Annotated in this window: 16 protein-coding genes; 12 read left to right on the top strand and 4 right to left on the bottom strand. The window is 70.2% G+C overall.

Translation table 11 applies throughout. From position 1 onward, the window contains the following. The first annotated feature begins 111 nt into the window (after positions 1-111). From ACGF5O_RS33660 to mutM, 8 genes are all read left to right on the top strand, one after another. Positions 112-3,342 carry a helicase-related protein gene (locus ACGF5O_RS33660; protein WP_393813661.1) on the top strand — a complete coding sequence of 1,077 codons (3,231 nt, stop codon included), beginning with the start codon at positions 112-114 and terminating at the stop codon, positions 3,340-3,342. Between the two features lie 131 nt (positions 3,343-3,473). Beyond that, a complete protein-coding gene (gene rsmD / locus ACGF5O_RS33665; RefSeq protein ID WP_393813662.1) occupies positions 3,474-4,061 on the top strand; it encodes a 16S rRNA (guanine(966)-N(2))-methyltransferase RsmD in 588 nt (195 codons plus the stop codon). A 26-nt stretch (positions 4,062-4,087) separates the two neighbouring features. After that, positions 4,088-4,567, top strand: coding sequence for a pantetheine-phosphate adenylyltransferase (coaD, locus tag ACGF5O_RS33670; RefSeq protein WP_362583540.1), 480 nt, complete (start codon positions 4,088-4,090; stop codon positions 4,565-4,567). Between the two features lie 57 nt (positions 4,568-4,624). Continuing rightward, positions 4,625-5,719, top strand: a complete 1,095-nt coding sequence (locus tag ACGF5O_RS33675; RefSeq protein WP_393813663.1) for an ATP synthase F0 subunit B — start codon at positions 4,625-4,627, stop codon at positions 5,717-5,719. A gap of 133 nt (positions 5,720-5,852) precedes the next feature. Further along, complete coding sequence (locus ACGF5O_RS33680; RefSeq protein WP_393813664.1) at positions 5,853-6,503, top strand: YceD family protein; 651 nt, start codon at positions 5,853-5,855, stop codon at positions 6,501-6,503. A gap of 2 nt (positions 6,504-6,505) precedes the next feature. Beyond that, positions 6,506-6,679 (top strand): 50S ribosomal protein L32, encoded by a 174-nt coding sequence (gene rpmF, locus ACGF5O_RS33685; RefSeq protein ID WP_007493396.1) that lies wholly within the window; start codon positions 6,506-6,508, stop codon positions 6,677-6,679. A gap of 8 nt (positions 6,680-6,687) precedes the next feature. Continuing rightward, complete coding sequence (gene rnc / locus ACGF5O_RS33690) at positions 6,688-7,542, top strand: ribonuclease III (protein WP_393813665.1); 855 nt, start codon at positions 6,688-6,690, stop codon at positions 7,540-7,542. An 81-nt stretch (positions 7,543-7,623) separates the two neighbouring features. Then, entirely contained in the window at positions 7,624-8,484 is an 861-nt protein-coding gene (gene mutM / locus ACGF5O_RS33695; protein WP_393813666.1) for a bifunctional DNA-formamidopyrimidine glycosylase/DNA-(apurinic or apyrimidinic site) lyase, read from the top strand. On the opposite strand, the gene ACGF5O_RS33700 is transcribed toward mutM, so the two are convergent. Next, positions 8,457-8,858 (bottom strand): winged helix-turn-helix transcriptional regulator, encoded by a 402-nt coding sequence (locus ACGF5O_RS33700; RefSeq protein WP_393813667.1) that lies wholly within the window; start codon positions 8,856-8,858, stop codon positions 8,457-8,459. The genes mutM and ACGF5O_RS33700 overlap by 28 nt on opposite strands. Before the next feature lie 70 nt (positions 8,859-8,928). Then, a complete protein-coding gene (locus tag ACGF5O_RS33705) occupies positions 8,929-10,074 on the bottom strand; it encodes a CAP domain-containing protein (RefSeq protein WP_393813668.1) in 1,146 nt (381 codons plus the stop codon). A 190-nt stretch (positions 10,075-10,264) separates the two neighbouring features. Here ACGF5O_RS33705 and ACGF5O_RS33710 point away from each other — a divergent pair, with 190 nt between their 5' ends. From ACGF5O_RS33710 to ACGF5O_RS33725, 4 genes are all read left to right on the top strand, one after another. Continuing rightward, entirely contained in the window at positions 10,265-10,546 is a 282-nt protein-coding gene (locus ACGF5O_RS33710; protein ID WP_393813669.1) for an acylphosphatase, read from the top strand. A gap of 383 nt (positions 10,547-10,929) precedes the next feature. After that, positions 10,930-11,133, top strand: a complete 204-nt coding sequence (locus tag ACGF5O_RS33715; protein ID WP_089099736.1) for a hypothetical protein — start codon at positions 10,930-10,932, stop codon at positions 11,131-11,133. Between the two features lie 257 nt (positions 11,134-11,390). Continuing rightward, the gene (locus ACGF5O_RS33720; RefSeq protein WP_393813670.1) at positions 11,391-15,119 is read left to right on the top strand and encodes an AAA family ATPase; all 3,729 of its coding nucleotides are present in this window, start codon (positions 11,391-11,393) and stop codon (positions 15,117-15,119) included. A 294-nt stretch (positions 15,120-15,413) separates the two neighbouring features. Next, positions 15,414-16,832, top strand: a complete 1,419-nt coding sequence (locus ACGF5O_RS33725) for a sugar porter family MFS transporter (protein WP_393813671.1) — start codon at positions 15,414-15,416, stop codon at positions 16,830-16,832. A 310-nt stretch (positions 16,833-17,142) separates the two neighbouring features. Here ACGF5O_RS33725 and ACGF5O_RS33730 read toward each other — a convergent pair whose 3' ends face one another. Then, positions 17,143-18,114, bottom strand: coding sequence for an LLM class flavin-dependent oxidoreductase (locus tag ACGF5O_RS33730; protein WP_393813672.1), 972 nt, complete (start codon positions 18,112-18,114; stop codon positions 17,143-17,145). A gap of 61 nt (positions 18,115-18,175) precedes the next feature. Next, positions 18,176-19,648 (bottom strand): purine-cytosine permease family protein, encoded by a 1,473-nt coding sequence (locus ACGF5O_RS33735; protein ID WP_393813673.1) that lies wholly within the window; start codon positions 19,646-19,648, stop codon positions 18,176-18,178. Positions 19,649-19,872: the final 224 nt, after the last annotated feature.

Here is a 19,872-nt window from a genome sequence, read left to right on the forward strand (position 1 = left end):
GGGCGGTGACCGCGGAAGGATGGCCGGAGCGCGCCATCCTATGACTCAAAACGGCCGCCTGACCAGGGGTTTCCCGAGACATATGCGGCAATGTCAGTGGTGTGGTGTGCAATGGATCTCGTGCCCGCACTGGAAGAACCACTGAAACAACCGCTGAAGTCAGTGCTCGGCCCCGCCACCGCAAAGGTGATGGCCGAGCATCTCGGCCTGCACACCGTCGGCGACCTCCTGCACCACTATCCGCGGAGATACGAGGAGCGCGGCCAGCTCACCCACCTCGCCGACCTGCCCATGGACGAGCACGTCACGGTGGTCGCCATGGTCGCGGACGCCCGCCTGCACACGTTCGCCTCCGCCAAGGCGCCCCGCGGCAAGGGCCAGCGTCTGGAGGTCACGATCACCGACGGCAGCGGCCGGCTCCAACTGGTCTTCTTCGGCGCCGGCGTGCACAAACCGCACAAGGAACTCCTGCCGGGCACCCACGCGATGTTCGCCGGCAAGGTCTCGGTCTTCAACCGCCGCCTCCAACTGGCGCACCCGGCCTACGAGTTGATCCGCGGCGACGATCCCTCCGAATCCGTCGAGACCTGGGCGGGCGCCCTCATCCCGCTCTACCCGGCCACCGCCAAACTGGAGTCCTGGAAGATCGGCAAGGCGGTCCAGACGGTCCTCCCCAGCGCCCAGGAGGCCCTCGACCCCCTCCCCCCGACCCTCCGCGAGGGCCGCGGCCTGCTCCCCCTCCCCGAGGCCCTCCTCAGGATCCACCGCCCGCACACCAAGGCGGACATCGCGGCGGCCCGCGACCGCCTCAAGTGGGACGAGGCCTTCGTCCTCCAGGTGGCCCTGGCCCGCCGCCGCCACGCCGACGCCCAACTCCCGGCCGTTGCCCGCCGGCCTTCCCCCGACGGCCTCCTCGCCGCCTTCGACGACCGCCTGCCCTTCACCCTCACCGACGGCCAGCAGAAGGTCTCGAAGGAGATCTTCGACGACCTGGCGACGGAGCATCCGATGCACCGCCTGCTGCAGGGTGAAGTGGGTTCGGGGAAGGCACAGCCTCTCGACTCACTGGTGCTCACACCCGCCGGTTTTCGTCGGATGGGGGACTTGGATGTGGGGGACGAGGTCATCGTGCCGCAGGGGGAGATTGCCCTCATCGACGGTGTCTTCCCGCAAGGAGAACGCGACGTCTGGCGCCTTGTGCTCTCCGATGGCAGCTCTGTGGAATGCGATGACGAACATCTCTGGATCGTCGGAACAAGCTGCGGGTGGCACCGAGGTCAAGCCCCCAAGGTCATGACGACTCGGGAGATCCGCCTGGACACGTTCAGAGCCAACGGATCTTCGAAGTGGTATCTCCCGGTTGCGACCCCTGTCGACCTCGGAGGTGACTCCGGGCTACCGATGGATCCGTACCTGTTCGGCCTCCTCCTCGGCGATGGCTCATTCCGCCATAACCTGCGTCTGTCCACCATCGACGAAGAGATCCGCGACGCTGTGGCAACGGAGGTGGCTCCGCACTGCCGACTGGTGCCTGTGAAGGGTTCCCGTTGCGACTACACGATCCAGCTCACCGAGCGTGCCGGTGGAGTTCGTAACCCGGTGATCCAGGCCTTGCGGGAGCTGCACCTGTGGGGCCGAACGTCCCACGACAAATTCATTCCCGACGACTATAAGAACACGTCCGTCAAAAACCGTCTGGCTGTGCTCCAGGGACTCATGGACACCGACGGCACCATCCATGCCGACGGTATGAGCGCTTCCTTCTGCTCAGCCTCACGTACGCTTGCCGACGATGTCGCCTGGCTTGTGCGCTCGCTGGGGGGTCGTGCGCGCGTCCTGCCGAAGAGTTCCGCTTTCAACGTCTCGGTGGCTCTGCCCGCTGAGTACCCGCCCTTCCGTCTGTCCCGAAAGGCTGCCCGCGTCCGGTCACGGCCGAAGTACGACACCTTTCGACGAGGAATCCGCGCGGTCGAGTACGTCGGGCAGAAGCCGGTTCAGTGCATCAGCGTTGCTCATCCGAGTCACGCGTACGTCACCGACCACTTCACGGTCACCCACAACACGATGGTGGCCCTCCGCGCCATGCTCGCCGTGGTGGACGCGGGCGGCCAGGCCGCCATGCTCGCTCCCACCGAGGTCCTCGCCCAGCAGCACCACCGCTCGATCACCGAGATGATGGGCGAGCTGGCCGAGGGCGGCATGCTCGGCGGCGCGGACCACGCCACCAAGGTCGTCCTGCTCACCGGCTCGATGGGCACGGCCGCCCGCCGCCAGGCGATGCTGGACCTGGTCACGGGCGACGCGGGCATCGTCATCGGCACGCACGCGCTGATCGAGGACAAGGTCCAGTTCCACGACCTCGGCCTGGTCGTGGTGGACGAACAGCACCGCTTCGGCGTGGAGCAGCGCGACGCCCTCCGCGGCAAGGGCAAGCAGCCCCCGCACCTCCTCGTCATGACCGCCACCCCCATCCCGCGCACGGTCGCGATGACCGTCTTCGGCGACCTGGAGACCTCGGTCCTGGACCAGCTCCCGGCCGGCCGCTCCCCGATCGCCACCCATGTCGTCCCCGCCGCCGACAAGCCCCACTTCCTGACCCGCGCCTGGGAACGGGTCAGCGAGGAAGTCGGCAACGGCCATCAGGCCTACGTCGTCTGCCCCCGCATCGGCGACGAGGAGGACGACCCGAAGAAGGCGAGGAAGTCGGCCGAGGACGAGGCGGAGAAGCGCCCCCCGCTGGCCGTCCTCGACGTGGCCGACCACTTGGCCAAGGGCCCGCTGAGCGGCCTCAAGGTCGAGGTCCTGCACGGCCGCATGCACCCCGACGACAAGGACGCGGTCATGCGTCGCTTCGCGGCGGGGGAGACCGACGTCCTCGTCGCCACCACGGTCATCGAGGTCGGCGTCAACGTCCCCAACGCGACCGCCATGGTGATCATGGACGCCGACCGCTTCGGCGTCTCCCAGCTCCACCAGCTGCGCGGCCGGGTCGGCCGGGGCTCCGCCCCCGGCCTCTGCCTCCTGGTCACGGAGATGCCGGAGGCGAGCCCGGCCCGCCAGCGCCTCACGGCCGTGGCCTCGACCCTGGACGGCTTCGAGCTCTCCCGCATCGACCTCGAACAGCGCCGAGAGGGCGACGTCCTCGGCCAGGCCCAGTCGGGCGCCCGCTCCAGCCTCCGCGTCCTCGCCGTCATCGACGACGAGGAGATCATCGCGGAGGCGAGAGAGGAGGCGACGACCCTGGTCGCGAGAGACCCCGACCTCACCGACCTCCCAGGCCTGCGAACGGCCCTGGACGCCCTCCTGGACGAGGAGAGAGAGCAGTACCTGGAAAAGGGCTAGAGGCGACTGACTCAGGGGCGCGGGGCTGTGCCGATATGCGGCTCCGCCGCGCGGGCGCGAGCAACCACGACGCACCTGCTGCCAAACTGAATCCGTAACCACCCCGGAAAACCCCAGACCGAGGATTCGAGATGACCCGCGTGATCGCCGGCCAAGCAGGCGGACGGCGCCTCTCCGTGCCGCCCGGCACAGGAACCCGGCCGACATCGGACCGCGCACGCGAAGGCCTCTTCTCCACCTGGCAGTCCCTCCTCGGCGGCCCCCTGGACGGCGAACGCGTCCTCGACCTCTACGCCGGCTCGGGCGCCGTGGGCCTGGAGGCGCTCTCCCGCGGTGCCGGCCACACCCTCCTCGTGGAGGCCGACCCCAGAGCCGCCCGCGTCGTACGCGAGAACGTGAAGAGTCTGGGTCTCCCCGGCGCCGAGGTGAGAGCAGGTAAAGCCGAGCAGATCATCCAGTCCCCGGCCCCGGACCGGCCGTACGACATCGTCTTCCTCGACCCGCCCTACGCGGTCACAGATCACGATCTTCGGGAGATTCTCCTCACACTCCACTCGCAGGGCTGGCTCGCGCCGGATGCTCTCGTCACCGTGGAGCGCAGCACCAGAGGTGGCGTTTTCAACTGGCCGACCGGCTTCGAAGGCCTCCGGTCCCGTCGCTACGGCGAGGGAACGTTTTGGTACGGTCGCGCCGCCGCTACGTGCGAAGACGCACGATGACCGGACCGGAGAGCGAGGGATCTCAAGTGCGCCGCGCCGTCTGTCCCGGGTCGTTCGACCCGATCACCAACGGACACCTCGACATCATTTCCCGTGCGTCCCGTCTCTACGACGAGGTCTACGTCGCGGTGATGATCAACAAGTCCAAGAAGGGCCTGTTCGAGATCGACGAGCGGATCGACCTGATCCGCACGGTCACCGCCGACTACGGCAACGTCCGGGTCGAGGCGTTCCACGGCCTCCTCGTCGACTTCTGCAAGCAGCGCGACATCCCGGCCATCGTCAAAGGCCTCCGGGCGGTCAGCGACTTCGACTACGAGTTGCAGATGGCCCAGATGAACAACGGTCTGTCGGGTGTCGAGACGCTGTTCGTGCCGACCAACCCGACCTACAGTTTCCTCTCCTCCTCGCTGGTCAAGGAGGTGGCCCAGTGGGGCGGCGACATCGCCCACCTGGTGCCGCCGGCCGTTCTGGAGGCCCTCAACAAGCGTCTCGGCAAGGACTGATGGGGCTACAGTCGTCCCGTCCGTCTCCAACCCAGCTGTAGAGAGTGGCGAGCACAGGTGGACGTGCAGAAGAAGCTCGACGAGATCGTGAGCACGGTCTCCGGCGCCCGGTCCATGCCCATGTCGGCGTCGTGCGTGGTCAACCGTGCCGAGCTGCTCGCGATGCTCGAAGAGCTGCGTCTGGCGCTGCCCGGTTCGCTCGCGCAGGCCGAGGAGCTGATCGGCGGCCGGGACCAGATGGTCGAGCAGGCCCGCATGGAGGCCGAGCGGATCATCGAGACCGCGCACGCCGAGCGCGGCTCGCTGATCTCCGACACCGAGGTGGCCCGCCGCTCGCAGACCGAGGCCGACCGGATCCTGGCCGAGGCCCGGCAGGAGGCCGAGGAGGTCCGGGCCGACGCAGACGACTACGTCGACTCCAAGCTCGCCAACTTCGAGGTCGTCCTCACCAAGACCCTCGGCTCGGTCGGCCGCGGCCGGGAGAAGCTGCTCGGCACCGGCCCCGGCCTGGACGAGCAGGGGTACGAGGACGAGGACGCCCCCGAGCGCAGCCACGACCCCGAGACCCTGCGCCGGGACGCCGACGCCTACGTGGACGTCAAGCTCGGTGCCTTCGAGGCGGTGCTCGCCAAGACCCTGGAGGCGGTCGGCAAGGGCCGCGCCAAGCTGCACGGCCGGATCGCCTCCGACGCCCTCGGCGCCCTGGCCGACGACAACACGACGTTCCAGCACTCCAGCGACGCCGACTACCTGGCCGACCTCGCGGCCCTCGCCGACCAGGACGAGCGGGCCGCCCAGGCGGCCCAGGCCGAGCAGCCCGCCGCCGCCCAGCCGCAGCAGCAGCCGCAGTACGACCAGCAGCCCATGCAGCAGCCGGTGGCGCAGGATCCGTACGGCTACCCCCAGCAGCAGCCGGTCTACGCCCAGCAGGACGCCTACGGCTACCAGCAGGACCCCTACGGCTACCAGCAGGCCGATCCGTACGCCGCCGCCTACCAGGGCTACGACACCGGCCAGCAGCCCGTCTACGACCCCCAGCAGGCGGCCCAGCAGCAGAACCAGTCGTACGCCCTCGACGAGACCAGCCTCTTCGACACCGGCATGATCACGCCGGAGCAGCTGCGGGCCTACGAGCAGGGCCGGGGCCTGTAGCGACCGGCCGGATTGGGCCGACAGCGAAAGGTCCAGTATCCTGGCTCTTCGGTCGCGTCTACGTCCGCGATCAACGCTGCCCCGGAGGGATCTCCGGACGGCGTCCCTCTGAACTCGAAGATCGAAAGCAGGAATGGCTCCTCACGCGCGCCTCGACCACCGCAACCCGTTCGTGTTCGACACACACGAGCTGGGCCGGCGTCCTGGTGCCTTGCAGCGCCTGCCCCGCACGATCGACGCTCCCGAGGACTTCGGGATCAAGGGGGTCATCGGAGTGCCGCAGGGCGCCCCGGTGGAGCTCGACCTCCGGCTCGAGTCGGTCATGGAAGGTGTGCTCGTCACCGGCACCGCCCGTGCACAGGCCGAGGGGGAGTGCGTAAGGTGTCTGGAGCCGGTCGGGCAGGAGCTCGAAGCGGACTTCCAGGAACTGTTCTCGTACCCTGACGCCGACGACCGGGGCCGCGTGATCGCGGAACCGGGCGACGACGCCGAGGACGACGAGGACAGGTTCTTCATCGAGGACGGCCTGTTCGACCTCGAACCAGTGCTGCGTGATGCGGTGGTGCTCGCACTGCCGATGCAGCCGGTGTGCCAGGACGACTGTGCAGGGCTGTGCTCCGAGTGCGGAGCCCGTCTTGCCGACGACCCGGACCACCACCACGACGCCGTCGACATCCGTTGGGCGGCTTTGCAGGGACTCGCCGGTTCCACGAAGGACGGCGAGAAGGACGAGATGTCCGGCGCTGACGCGGAAGCGGGCGTCGACGAGAAGCAGGAGAAGTAGCCGTGGCTGTTCCGAAGCGGAAGATGTCGCGCAGCAACACGCGCCACCGCCGGTCGCAGTGGAAGGCTGCGGTCCCCACCCTGGTTGCGTGCGAGCGCTGCCACGAGCCCAAGCTGCAGCACATCGCGTGCCCGTCTTGCGGCACCTACAACAAGCGCCAGGTCCTCGAAGTCTGAGCGGCCAGGTGAGAGGCACTGTGTCCAGTCCCAAGAAGGGCGATGAGCCCAAGGCGGACCCAACCGCCAAGAAGAAGACGGACAGCACGGCCTCGTCCCACACGCTTCTGGAAGGGCGGCTCGGGTACAAGCTCGAGTCCGCCCTTCTGGTGCGTGCGCTGACCCACCGTTCCTACGCGTACGAGAACGGCGGCCTGCCGACGAACGAGCGGCTGGAGTTCCTCGGTGACTCCGTCCTCGGTCTCGTCGTCACGGACACGCTGTACACCACCCACCCCGACCTGCCGGAGGGCCAGCTGGCCAAGCTCCGTGCGGCGGTGGTGAACTCGCGTGCGCTCGCGGAAGTGGGCCGCGGTCTCGACCTGGGCTCCTTCATCCGGCTCGGCCGCGGTGAAGAGGGCACGGGCGGCCGGGACAAGGCGTCCATCCTCGCCGACACCCTGGAAGCGGTGATCGGCGCGGTCTATCTCGACCAGGGCCTCGATTCGGCGTCCGAGCTGGTGCACCGGCTCTTCGACCCGCTGATCGAGAAGTCCTCGAACCTCGGAGCCGGCCTGGACTGGAAGACCAGTCTCCAGGAGCTCACCGCGACGGAGAGCCTCGGCGTGCCCGAGTACCTCGTCACGGAGACCGGCCCCGACCACGAGAAGACCTTCACTGCTGCCGCCCGCGTCGGAGGCGTCTCGTACGGCACCGGCACCGGCCGCAGCAAGAAGGAGGCGGAGCAGCAGGCCGCCGAATCCGCCTGGCGCGCCATCCGCGCCGCGGCGGACGAACGCGCCAAGGCCAAGGCGGCCGAGCAGGCCGCCCGGGCCGAAGCCGAGGAGGACGACGGCCCGCCGTCGTCCGCCGCCTCCGCCTGACGAACAGCGCAGCCCGAGCGCCCGCCACCTTTCCACGGAGGCGGGCGCTCGGATCGTCCACGGTCCTTCCCGGGAGTCCCGATGCCTGAATTGCCCGAGGTGGAGGTCGTACGGCGCGGCCTGGAGCGATGGGTCGCCCATCGCGTCGTGGCCGAGGCCGAGGTCCTGCACCCGCGTGCGGTACGACGGCACCTCGCCGGCGCCGACGACTTCACGCACCGGCTCAAGGGCCACCGCATCGGCACCCCGAGCCGGCGCGGCAAGTACCTGTGGCTGCCGTTGGAGGACACCGGCCAGTCGGTCCTCGCCCACCTCGGCATGAGCGGCCAGCTGCTGGTCCAGCCGCACGAGGCACCGGACGAGAAACACCTGCGCATCCGCGTCCGGTTCGCCGACGAGGTGGACACCGAGCTCCGCTTCGTCGACCAACGCACCTTCGGCGGACTGTCGTTGCACGACAACACCCCCGACGGACTCCCGGACGTCATCGCGCACATCGCCCGCGACCCCCTCGACCCGCTGTTCGACGACGAGGCCTTCCACCAGGCGCTGCGCCGGAAGCGGACCACCATCAAGCGGGCGCTGCTCGACCAGTCCCTGATCAGCGGAGTCGGCAACATCTACGCGGACGAGGCCCTCTGGCGCGCCCGCGTCCACTACGAGCGGCCGACCGCCGGCTTCACCCGCCCGCGCACCGCCGAACTCCTCGGCCACGTACGGGACGTGATGAACGCGGCGCTGGCCGTCGGCGGCACCAGCTTCGACAGCCTGTACGTCAACGTCAACGGCGAGTCCGGGTACTTCGACCGCTCGCTGGACGCCTACGGCCGGGAGGGGCTGCCCTGCCGGCGGTGCGGTACGCCGATGCGCAGGCGGCCCTGGATGAACCGGTCCAGCTACTTCTGCCCGCAGTGTCAGCGGGCGCCGCGCGTCTCGTCGTAACGCTCGCGGGCGGTCAGCACCTCGTCCATCCGGCCCTCGACGAAGTGCACGACGGTCAGCAGGCGCTCGGCGACCCCGCGGCCGAGCGGGGTCAGTTCGTAGTCGACGCGCGGCGGGTTGGTCGGCTGGGCCTCGCGGTGCACCAGGCCGTCGCGCTCCAGGGCCTGGAGCGTCTGGGAGAGCATCTTCTCGCTGACGCCGTCCACGCGACGGCGCAGCTCGTTGAACCGGAACGATCCGTCGTACAGCGCGCTCAGCGTGAGCCCGCCCCAGCGGCCCATCACGTGTTCGAGGGTGGTGCGCGAGGGACAGGCCCGGGCGAAGACGTCGTACGGAGGCTGCGGCTCCACGGCGCCGTCCTGGGTGATGGTCATGCGTCAAGCGTACGGGAGCACAGCGCTAACCGACAGGGTGCGCTAACCGGTGGTTAGTGGGCTGGTCGGGTCAGTACCCGAAGTCCTGCGTCCACCACGGCCCGCCCTCGCCGAAGTGCACGCCGACCCCGAGGGTCTTGAAGTCGCAGTTCAGGATGTTGGCGCGGTGGCCCTCGCTGTTCATCCAGGCGTCCATGACGGCCTGCGCGGTGGCCTGGCCGCGGGCTATGTTCTCGCCGCCGAGGTTGGCTATGCCGGCCGCCGCGGCCCGGTCCCACGGCGTCTTGCCGTCCGGGTCGGTGTGGTCGAAGAAGTCCCGCGCGGCCATGTCGTCACTGAACGCCTCGGCCAGCTTGGTCAGCGAGGAGTTCGCCGACAGGGCACTGCAGCCGACCTTGGCCCGCTCCTCGTTCACCAGCTTCAGCACCTCGGCCCCGACGACCGCCTCCTCGGAGGAGGTGATCGGCGCGGCGGTCTTCACCGGCGCCTTGGTGGCCGTCTTGCTCGGCGTGGCCTTCGGCTCCGTGGACGCCGTGGCGGTGGGCGTCGGCTTCTCGGTCGCCGTCTTCGCCGGGGCGGGCGACGCGGAGGTGGAGGTGGAGGTGGAGTCCGAGGCGGACGCCGACGCCGTCGGCGAGCCGGAGCGCCGGGTGTCGCGGCTGGTCGAGGAGCCGGTGTCGCGGCTCTCGGCGCTGCCGGAGGTGCCGCCCTGCTCGGCGGCCGTGTTGCTGGGCTCGCCGTCGGCCTGCACCCGCTCGCCGCCGGTCGTGCTGCTGTTGCCGCCGAGCTTGTAGTTCTCCAGGCCGGGCACCATGCCGGTGGCCACCGCGACCGTGCCGATGGCGACGGCCGCCGAGACCCCGAGCAGGCCCGTGGCCACGGGCCGCCCGCTCTTCTTCCGCCGCCGGTGCCCGCCGCCCGAGGGGGAGCCGCCGGCCGGGGCGAACTCCTCGGCCGGGAACTCGGTGGTGTTCATGAAGCGGGCGTAGTCGTCCTCGGTCGCGAACAGATAGGCCGAGCTGCGCGCGTTGGTGTCCGCGTACTCCTGGTACTCCTGCTCCTGGCGCAGGTAGGCGGCCGTGCCCGTGCCGTAGCGGAGGCCCGCGTACGAGTCCTGCGGGTCGTGGCCGCCCGGGTACGAGCCGTCGCTTTCCGTGACCCCCGTGGCGTGGCCCGTGGTGGCGCGGCCGGCGGCGTGGCGTCGGTGGCGTCCCATTGTCCTTGCCCTCTTCCCTCGTCCTCGCGGTCGCGGTCGACCAGGGGCCGGTGTGGCCAGTGACTCCTTCTGGTCAACCAGGCTCACTCGATCGAGTGAGTTTCATATGAGATTCATTGGGTGGGGACGGTACCCCATACCGCTGGGGGAGGAGGCGTCCCGAGGGACATTGGCCCGTTAGGTTGCATCCATGAGCGAGGATGTGCGACTGGTCGCCTGGGTCCGTGGACGGGTGCAGGGTGTGGGTTTCCGCTGGTTCACGCGGGCCAAGGCGCTGGAGATCGGGGGCCTGAGTGGTTTTGCCCTCAATCTGGGCGACGGCCGCGTCCAGGTGGTCGCGGAGGGTCCCCATGCGGGCTGCCAAGGGCTGCTCGACTGGCTCCAGGGCGATGACACGCCCGGGCGGGTGGAGGGTGTCACCGAGATCTGGGACACACCCCGGGGTGGCTACGACGGCTTCGCCATCCGCTGAGCCCGCTCTGTAAAGCCGCGCAGGAAGAAGCGGAGCGATCTGCCACCGGCATGTGCCCCGAGCAGAAATGGCCTGGTGGTTGCCAAGAACCGCGTGTCGTGGCAGGCTCCGCACTTACAGATGATCGCCTCGCCCTGAGGGCCCCGCGGGAGTCGCAGCGCCACCCGGTCAGGGCCGCCCGACTACGGGTTCACCCGCCAATGCAGGGTGTGATCGTGTTGACCGTCAAACTTTTTGGTGAGACGCTGAAAGCCCCGCGCACCTTAGCTGTTTGGCATGGCGCAACAGTCGAGCAACACTCGGATGTGTCAAGCACCGCGGGTGCGAATCCCTCACGACCCACACCGCTACGGTCGGTCACTCAGTGTGGAGGACCATCCATCATGGCAAAGGCGCTTCTCGGTTACGTCGGCGGCTCCGACCCGCGACTCCTCGCCGAGATGCGACGGCTCCAGCAGCGAGTCCAGGACCTCGAATCCGAGCTGGTACGGATCCAGGCCGAGAACGACGAGCTGACGGCTGCCGCTTCTCCCGACAGGATCATGGAGAGCATCGACGCACACCAGGCGGAGCCTGCGCTCACCTGATCGCTGCATCGCTCCACAACAGCACATGCGGCGGTTGGGCAGCCCTTTCAACCGCTTAAGTTGTCAAGATTTGCAAGGGACGCCTCGGCGTCCCTTCTTTCTTGTACTCCCTGCGCCCCCGCGCCCCGCCCCGATCCAGCTCCGCGCATCCTTTCACCTTCTTTAACGTCTGGTGTGCCCTGCATGTTCATACGCGAAACCGCGAGGTTGCGAGGGGTCGTGGAGTGCGGTAGCGGCGCCGGGTAGAGTCCGACGGCGTGCACCTCAAGGCCCTGACCCTCCGCGGGTTCAAGTCGTTCGCCTCGGCGACCACGCTCCGGTTCGAGCCGGGGATCACGTGCGTCGTCGGTCCGAACGGCTCGGGCAAGTCCAATGTGGTGGACGCGCTCACCTGGGTCATGGGCGAGCACAGCGCCAAGTCGCTGCGCGGCGGCAAGATGGAGGACGTCATCTTCGCCGGCACCACCGGCCGCCCCCCGCTGGGCCGCGCCGAGGTGTCCCTGACCATCGACAACTCCGACGGCGCGCTGCCCATCGAGTACGCCGAGGTCACCATCACGCGGATCATGTTCCGCAACGGCGGCAGCGAGTACCAGATCAACGGCGACACGTGTCGCCTCCTGGACATCCAGGAACTCCTCTCCGACTCCGGCATCGGCCGCGAGATGCACGTCATCGTCGGCCAGGGCCAGCTCGACTCCGTCCTGCACGCCGACCCGATGGGCCGCCGCGCCTTCATCGAAGAGGCCGCGGGCGTGCTGAAGCACCGCAAGCGCAAGGAGAAGGCCCTCCGCAAACTGGACGCGATGCAGGCGAACCTGGCCCGCGTACAGGACCTGACCGACGAACTCCGCCGCCAGCTCAAGCCCCTCGGCCGGCAGGCCGCCGTCGCCCGCCGGGCCGCCGTCATCCAGGCGGACCTCCGCGACTCCCGCCTGCGCCTGCTCGCCGACGACCTCGTACGGCTCCGCCAGGCACTCCGGACCGAGGTCGCCGACGAGGCCGCCCTCAAGGAACGCAAGGAAGCCGCCGAGCAGGAGCTGAAGAAGGCCCTCCAGCGGGAGGCCCTCCTGGAGGACGAGGTACGGCAGCTCACCCCGCGCCTGCAGCGGGCCCAGCAGACCTGGTACGAGCTCTCCCAGCTCGCCGAGCGGGTCCGCGGCACCACCTCGCTGGCCGACGCCCGGGTCAAGAGCGCCACCTCCGCGCCCCCCGAGGAACGGCGCGGCCGTGACCCCGAGGACATGGAGCGCGAGGCCCACCGCATCCGTGAACAGGAGGCCGAGCTGGAGGCCTCCCTGGAGGCGGCCCAGCACGCCCTCGACGACACCGTCGCCCACCGCGCCGAGCTGGAGCGCGAACTGGCCCTCGAAGAGCGGCGCCTGAAGGACGTGGCCCGCTCCATCGCCGACCGCCGCGAGAGCCTCGCCCGGCTGAACGGCCAGGTGGGCGCGGCCCGCTCCCGTGCCGCGTCCGCCCAGGCCGAGATCGACCGGCTGGCCGCCGCCCGCGACGAGGCCCAGGAACGGGCGGTCTCGGCTCAGGAGGAGTACGAGGCGCTGAAGGCGGAGGTCGACGGCCTCGACGCCGGCGACGAGGAACTCGCCGGCCGGCACGACCAGGCCAAGCACCGGCTCGCCGAGGCGGAGGCGGCCCTGACCGCGGCCCGCGAGGACGTCACGGCGGCGGAACGCAAGCGGGCTGCGACCCAGGCCCGGCACGAGGCGCTGGCCATGGGCCTGCGCCGCAAGGACGGCACCGGAATACTGCTCGGCGCCCGGGACCGCCTCACCGGAGTCCTGGGCCCGGCGGCAGAACTCCTCACCGTGACCCCGGGCCACGAGGTCGCCCTGGCAGCGGCCTTCGGCACAGCCGCGGACGCCATCGCGGTCACGACCCCGTCCTCGGCAGCCGACGCCATCCGCCTCCTCCGCAAACAGGACGGCGGCCGCGCCGCCCTCCTCCTGGCAGGAGCCCCGGAACCACCCCGACTCGAAGCCCCTCGCCTCGAAGCCCCCCAGTCCGCAGCGCCCCATAGGGGCGCGGGGAACGGCGCGACGAGCCCCCACGCACCCGCACCCGAAGTCACGGCCGCGGGGGCCGTGCCCCATAGGGGCGCGGGGAACGGCGCGACCGGCCACGACGGCGCCGCACCCGACCGCCGACCCCCCACGGCCCCCCCGTCAGGGAACTTCGCCGCAGATCTCGTCCGCGGCCCCGCCGACCTGATGCCCGCCGTACGACGCCTCCTCGGCGACATCGTCGTCGTCGACACCCTCGAAGCCGCCGAGGACCTGATCTACCGCCACCCCCACCTCACCGCGGTGACCGCCGAAGGCGACCTCCTCGGCGCCCACTTCGCGCACGGCGGCTCCGCCGGCGCCCCCAGCCTGCTGGAAGTGCAGGCCTCCGTGGACGAGGCCGCCGCCGAGCTGGAGGAACTCGCCGTCCGCTGCGAGGAACTGTCCGAGGCACAGCACACGGCAGGGGAGCGCCGCAGGGAGTGCGCGGCCCTCGTCGAGGAACTCGGCGAGCGGCGCCGCGCCGCCGACCGCGAGAAGTCGGCCGTGGCCCAGCAGCTCGGCCGCCTCGCCGGACAGGCACGCGGCGCGGCAGGCGAGGCGGAACGCTCCACGGCAGCCGCCGCCCGCGCCCAGGACTCCCTCGACAGGGCTCTCGAAGAGGTCGAGATCCTCGCCGAGCGGCTCGCCGTGGCCGAGGAGATGCCCGTCGAGGAGGAGCCCGACACCTCGGCGCGCGACCGCCTCGCCGCCGACGGCGCCAACGCCCGCCAGACCGAGATGGAGGCCCGCCTCCAGGTCCGCACCCACGAGGAACGGGTCAAGGGCCTCGCAGGGCGTGCCGACTCCCTCGACCGCGCCGCCCGCGCCGAACGCGAGGCACGCGCGCGTGCCGAGCAGCGGCGCGCCCGGCTGCGTCACGAGGCGGCGGTCGCCGAGGCCGTCGCCGCCGGCGCCCGGCAACTGCTCGCGCACGTCGAGGTCTCGGTCGGCCGGGCGGAGCAGGAACGCGCCGCCGCCGAGGCCGCGAAGGCCCGCCGCGAGCAGGAGCTGACCGCTGCCCGCACCGCAGGCCGCGACCTCAAGGCCGAACTCGACAAACTCACGGATTCAGTTCACCGGGGCGAGGTACTCGGCGCCGAGAAGCGGCTGCGGATCGAGCAGCTGGAGACCAAGGCGCTGGAGGAACTCGGTGTCGAACCGGCGGGGCTCGTCGAGGAGTACGGCCCGCACCAGCTGGTGCCGCCCTCGCCCCCCGCCGAGGGCGAGGTGCTGCCGGACGACCCCGAGCACCCGCGCAACCAGCCGAAGTCCTTCCACCGGGCCGAGCAGGAGCGCCGGCTCAAGGCGGCCGAGCGGGCCTACCAGCAGCTCGGCAAGGTCAACCCGCTGGCCCTGGAGGAGTTCGCGGCCCTTGAGGAACGGCACAAGTTCCTCAGCGAGCAGCTGGAGGACCTGAAGAAGACCCGCGCCGACCTGCTTCAGGTCGTGAAGGAGGTCGACGAGCGGGTCGAGCAGGTCTTCACCGAGGCCTACCGGGACACGGCCCGCGAGTTCGAGGGCGTCTTCAGCCGCCTCTTCCCGGGCGGCGAAGGACGGCTGATCCTCACCGACCCCGACAACATGCTCACCACGGGCGTGGACGTCGAGGCCCGCCCGCCGGGCAAGAAGGTCAAGCGGCTCTCCCTGCTGTCGGGTGGCGAACGCTCGCTGACCGCCGTCGCGATGCTGGTGTCGATCTTCAAGGCCCGCCCCAGCCCGTTCTACGTCATGGACGAGGTCGAGGCGGCCCTGGACGACACCAACCTGCAACGGCTGATCCGCATCATGCAGGAGCTCCAGGAGTCGTCCCAGCTCATCGTGATCACGCACCAGAAGCGGACGATGGAGGTCGCCGACGCGCTGTACGGCGTGTCCATGCAGGGCGACGGTGTGTCGAAGGTCATCAGCCAGCGGTTGCGCTGACGCTGGGTCCTGGCCGACTTCTTCGGGTGCGGCGCCGTTGTGGCTGGTCGCGCAGTTCCCCGCGCCCCCAGGTAGATCATCTCCTCCCATTCTTCAAGAAGTGAACGCATCTTCGTTGCGTGGTATCTGCAACTTCACACTCCACCGCCTATTGACTTCGAAACTTGAAGGCATAGTCTCTGCAACGTTGCTTTTACCTTCAGGTGTGAGCGGTGTGCGGATGTGCGCCACTTAGACCTGGGAGGGCTCACCCCCCACCCCCGGCGGCGTTGCCGGTGGCCCGAGGAGTTTCTTGTGACCAGCACTGCGCAGGCACCCCAGTCAGGAGCCGGGACGGCTCACCCCGATCACCTCGGGCATGTCATCTTCATCGCGGCGGCGGCCGCGATGGGCGGTTTCCTCTTCGGCTACGACAGCTCCGTCATCAACGGTGCCGTCGAGGCCATCCGGGACCGCTACGACATCGGGTCCGCGGCTCTCGCCCAGGTCATCGCCATCGCCCTGATCGGCTGCGCCATCGGCGCCGCGACCGCCGGCCGGATAGCCGACCGCATCGGCCGTATCCGCTGCATGCAGATCGCGGCCGTGCTGTTCACCGTCAGCGCCGTCGGCTCGGCGCTCCCCTTCGCCCTCTGGGACTTCGCCTTCTGGCGGATCATCGGCGGCTTCGCCATCGGCATGGCCTCCGTCATCGGCCCCGCCTACATCGCCGAGGTCGCCCCGCCCGCCTACCGCGGCCGTCTCGGCTCCTTCCAGCAGGCCGCGATCGTCGTCGGCATCGCCATCTCGCAGCTGGTCAACTGGGGTCTGCTGAACGCCGCCGGCGGCGACCAGCGCGGCAAGCTGATGGGCCTGGAGGCCTGGCAGGTCATGCTCGGCGTCATGGTGGTCCCGGCCGTCCTGTACGGCCTGCTCTCCCTCGCGATCCCCGAGTCCCCGCGCTTCCTGATCTCCGTCGGCAAGCGTGACCGCGCCCGCGCGATCCTCGAAGAGGTCGAGGGCAAGAACGCCGACCTGGACGCCCGGGTCACCGAGATCGAGCACGCGATGAAGAGCGAGCACAAGTCCACGTTCAAGGACCTGCTCGGCGGCTCCTTCTTCTTCAAGCCGATCGTCTGGGTCGGTATCGGCCTCTCCGTCTTCCAGCAGTTCGTCGGCATCAACGTCGCGTTCTACTACTCCTCGACGCTGTGGCAGTCGGTCGGTGTCGACCCGACGGACTCGTTCTTCTACTCCTTCACGACGTCGATCATCAACATCATCGGCACCGTGATCGCGATGATCTTCGTGGACCGCATCGGCCGCAAGCCGCTGGCCCTCATCGGTTCGGTCGGCATGGTCGTCGGCCTGGCGCTGGAGGCCTGGGCCTTCTCCTACCACCTGGTCGACGGCAAGCTCCCGTCCGCGCAGGGCTGGACCGCCCTGATCGCCGCGCACATCTTCGTCCTCTTCTTCGCCCTGTCCTGGGGCGTGGTCGTCTGGGTCATGCTCGGCGAGATGTTCCCGAACAAGATCCGCGCCGCCGCCCTGGGCGTGGCCGCCGCCGCGCAGTGGATCGCCAACTGGGCGATCACCGCGAGCTTCCCGTCGCTGGCCGACTGGAACCTCTCCGGCACCTACGTGATCTACACGGTCTTCGCCGCCCTCTCCATCCCGTTCGTCCTCAAGTACGTCAAGGAGACGAAGGGCAAGTCCCTGGAGGAGATGGGCTGACCCGCACCGGGACCCCCTGAACTCGGGGAGAAGGGCCAAGTCCCCGCTGCCCCTCTCCTCGTACCCCCCGCCGCCCCGCCCGGTCACTGCCCGGGCGGGGCGGCGGTTCGCATGCGCCCGCCCGCTCCGGCGTTCCCCGGTCCACCCGGCCGCCGTGGACCCCGCATCGCGATCCGCCGCGGAATCCCCGGTCCCCGGTCCTGACCTCTGCCGCACCTTTTTCCCCGCCGCAACGGCGATCAGTCACGACGGTGCCACCCGGCAGGGCCGCCACCTTCCCGCACCCACCTGTCGGCGAACCCCGCCCCCGCTACGCCGCCAGTGCCGGAAGCACGGCCTCGGCGAACAAGCGCAGGCTCCGCCAGCCCTCCGCCACCGGCATCCCGCCGGCCAGCGGATGCAGCACCAGGTTGTCCAGCCCCGCCGACACGCACTCCTCCGGCGTGACGATGCGGTAGACGCCCTCCGCGCGGAGTTCCGCCACCGTCGTCGCCCCGGAGCGCACCGCCGAGTGGATCTCCCCGGACTGCCAGGACGCGTACGTCAGGGCCTCGTGCAGGAAGTGCTCGCCGAACTCCGCCCACGCCCGGTCCGGGTCCTCGGCGATGTGCAGCAGCGGTGTCTCGGCCGTGGGCATCATCGTCCAGCCCTCCGTGCCGTACTCGGTGAGCCGCTCCTTGTAGTACGCCTCCAGCTCCGGCAGGTGCGCGCTCGGGAAGAACGGCAGGCCGAGGCGGGCGGCGCGGCGGGCGGCGGCCTTGGAGGAACCGCCGACCAGGAGGAGCGGGTGGGGGTCGGTGAGGGGGCGCGGGGTGACCCGTACCGTGCGGCCCCGGTACTCGAACTCCTCCCCGGTCCAGGCCTTGAGCAGCGTTTCGAGCAGTTCGTCCTGCAGCCGCCCGCGCCGCTTCCAGTCCACGTCGAACAGGGCGTACTCCTCGGGCCGGTAGCCGATCCCGGCGACCGTCACCAGCCGGCCCCCGCTGAGCAGGTCGAGGACCGCGATGTCCTCCGCGAGCCGCAGCGGGTCGTGCAGCGGGCCGATCACCGCCGACACGGTCACCGCGATGCTCCGGGTCGCTCCGAACACCGCGCCCGCGAAGGCGAACGGCGACGGCAGCCAGTTGTTGCCGACGCCGTGGTGCTCCTCGGTCTGCACGGTGGTGACCCCGTGCTCGTCGGCGTACGCGGCCATGTCGAGGGCCGCTCGGTACCGGGCGCCCAGGCCGGCCGGGGAGGCGCCGGGCTCGACGAGGTTGAAGCGGACGACCGAGACGGGCATGGGAGTTCCCCTTCACCTTGGCTGGCCGGGCGGGTGTGCGGGGACAGTAGCTGACGGTGCGTCAGACGGCCAGGGGTGCGGGCTTCCCGGCCTGCGCCGGCACCACCGCCGGTTTCGGCAGCACCACGTAGAGCAGGCCCGAGACGGCGATCGTGGCGATCCAGCCGAGTCCGTACCGGCCGACGGGGTTGTCCGTGGCGAGCGGGCCGGTGAACCAGTCGCACGTGGTGAAGAGCAGGCCGGCCGCCAGGCCGAGCGCCCAGGCCGCGACGGCGGCAGGGGAGAAGCCCGCCCGGTACCAGTAGGCGCTGGTGCGCGTGGTGTCGAGGAGGGCCGCGCCGTCGTACTCCCGGCGGCGGAGCATGTCGGTCCCGAACACCCCGACCCATGCCGAGAACGCCACCGCCAGCAGTGACAGGAAGGCGGTGAAGGAGGCCATGAAGGAGGTGGCCACCAGCATCAGGACGGCCCCGAGGGCCAGCGAGATGACCGCGTTGACGGAGACCGCCCAGGGGCGGGGGACCCGGAAGCCGAGCGTCTGCGCGGTGAAGCCCGCCGAGTACATCGACATCGCGTTGATCAGCACCATCCCGACCAGGGCGATGAGCAGGTAGGGGACCGCCAGCCAGAGCGGCAGGATCGCGCCGAGGAAGGAGACCGGGTCGGCCGCCCTGGCGAGGCCCGGGGCGCCGGACGCGGTCACCGCGCCCATCAGGATCAGGGGGAGCACGACGATCCCGGCACCGCCGACCGTGTTGCGTACGATCGCCGCCGAGGACGCCGTACCCGGCAGGTACCGCGTGAAGTCCGGCGCGGCCGGTGCCCAGCTCATCCCGCCCGCCGCGATCAGTCCGGCCCCGGCGACCATCGCGGTCGCGGGGCCGGCGGGCTGCCCGAACACCCGGGCCCAGTCCGTCACCGCGATCAGGCGCCCGAGGACCAGCAGCGAGAAGCCGCCGAACAGCCAGGTCGCCCACCGGTTGCAGTACCGCACCGCCTTGATGCCCATGCCGGAGATCGCGAACGTGGCGATCACGAAGAGGAGGAGGGCGACGATGACCAGGGCGGTGTTGCTCCTGATCCCGAACAGGATGTCGAGGACGGTCAGCGCGGCGTAGCAGCCGGTCACCGCGTTGATCGTCTCCCAGCCCCAGCGCGCGACCCAGATCAGCGCACCGGGCAGCAGGTTGCCGCGCTGGCCGAAGACCGCCCGGGAGAGTGCCATGCCCGGTGCGCCGCCCCGCTTGCCGGCGATGCCGATGAGGCCGACCAGGCCGTACGACACGAGCGGCGCCGCGACGCCGACCACCAGGGACTGCCAGAAGTTCAGCCCGAACGACACCGCGAGGCTCGCGCCCACGGTCACCAGCAGGACGGTGATGTTGGCGGCGATCCAGGTGGGGAGCAGACCGCGGGGTGTGCCGGTGCGCTCGGAGTCCGGGACCGGTTCGATGCCCCGGGTTTCGAGGCCGTGGTGCTCCAGCGACTCTTCGAGATGTTCGAGCGGGCCATCGTGGTGGGCGGTGGTGCTCATGCCAGCATCGTAAGCTAGGTGGACTTATACGCTCAAAAGCGGCAGGGTGTTCATGCCGATGGCGAGGGCGTGTCACGGCCCACTGCATGAACCGTGACCCGCCCTGGGTACGCCATGACGTACCCCACCCGTCGGATACTGGACGGGTTGTGACTCCGCCCGTGAGGGCTTCCCGCCGACACGCGGCCGACGGCGGGCCGGCCCGGCCCGGGGGCGCGCGGCCC

Source organism: Streptomyces sp. NPDC048291 (assembly GCF_043201715.1).
Lineage (GTDB): Bacteria > Actinomycetota > Actinomycetes > Streptomycetales > Streptomycetaceae > Streptomyces.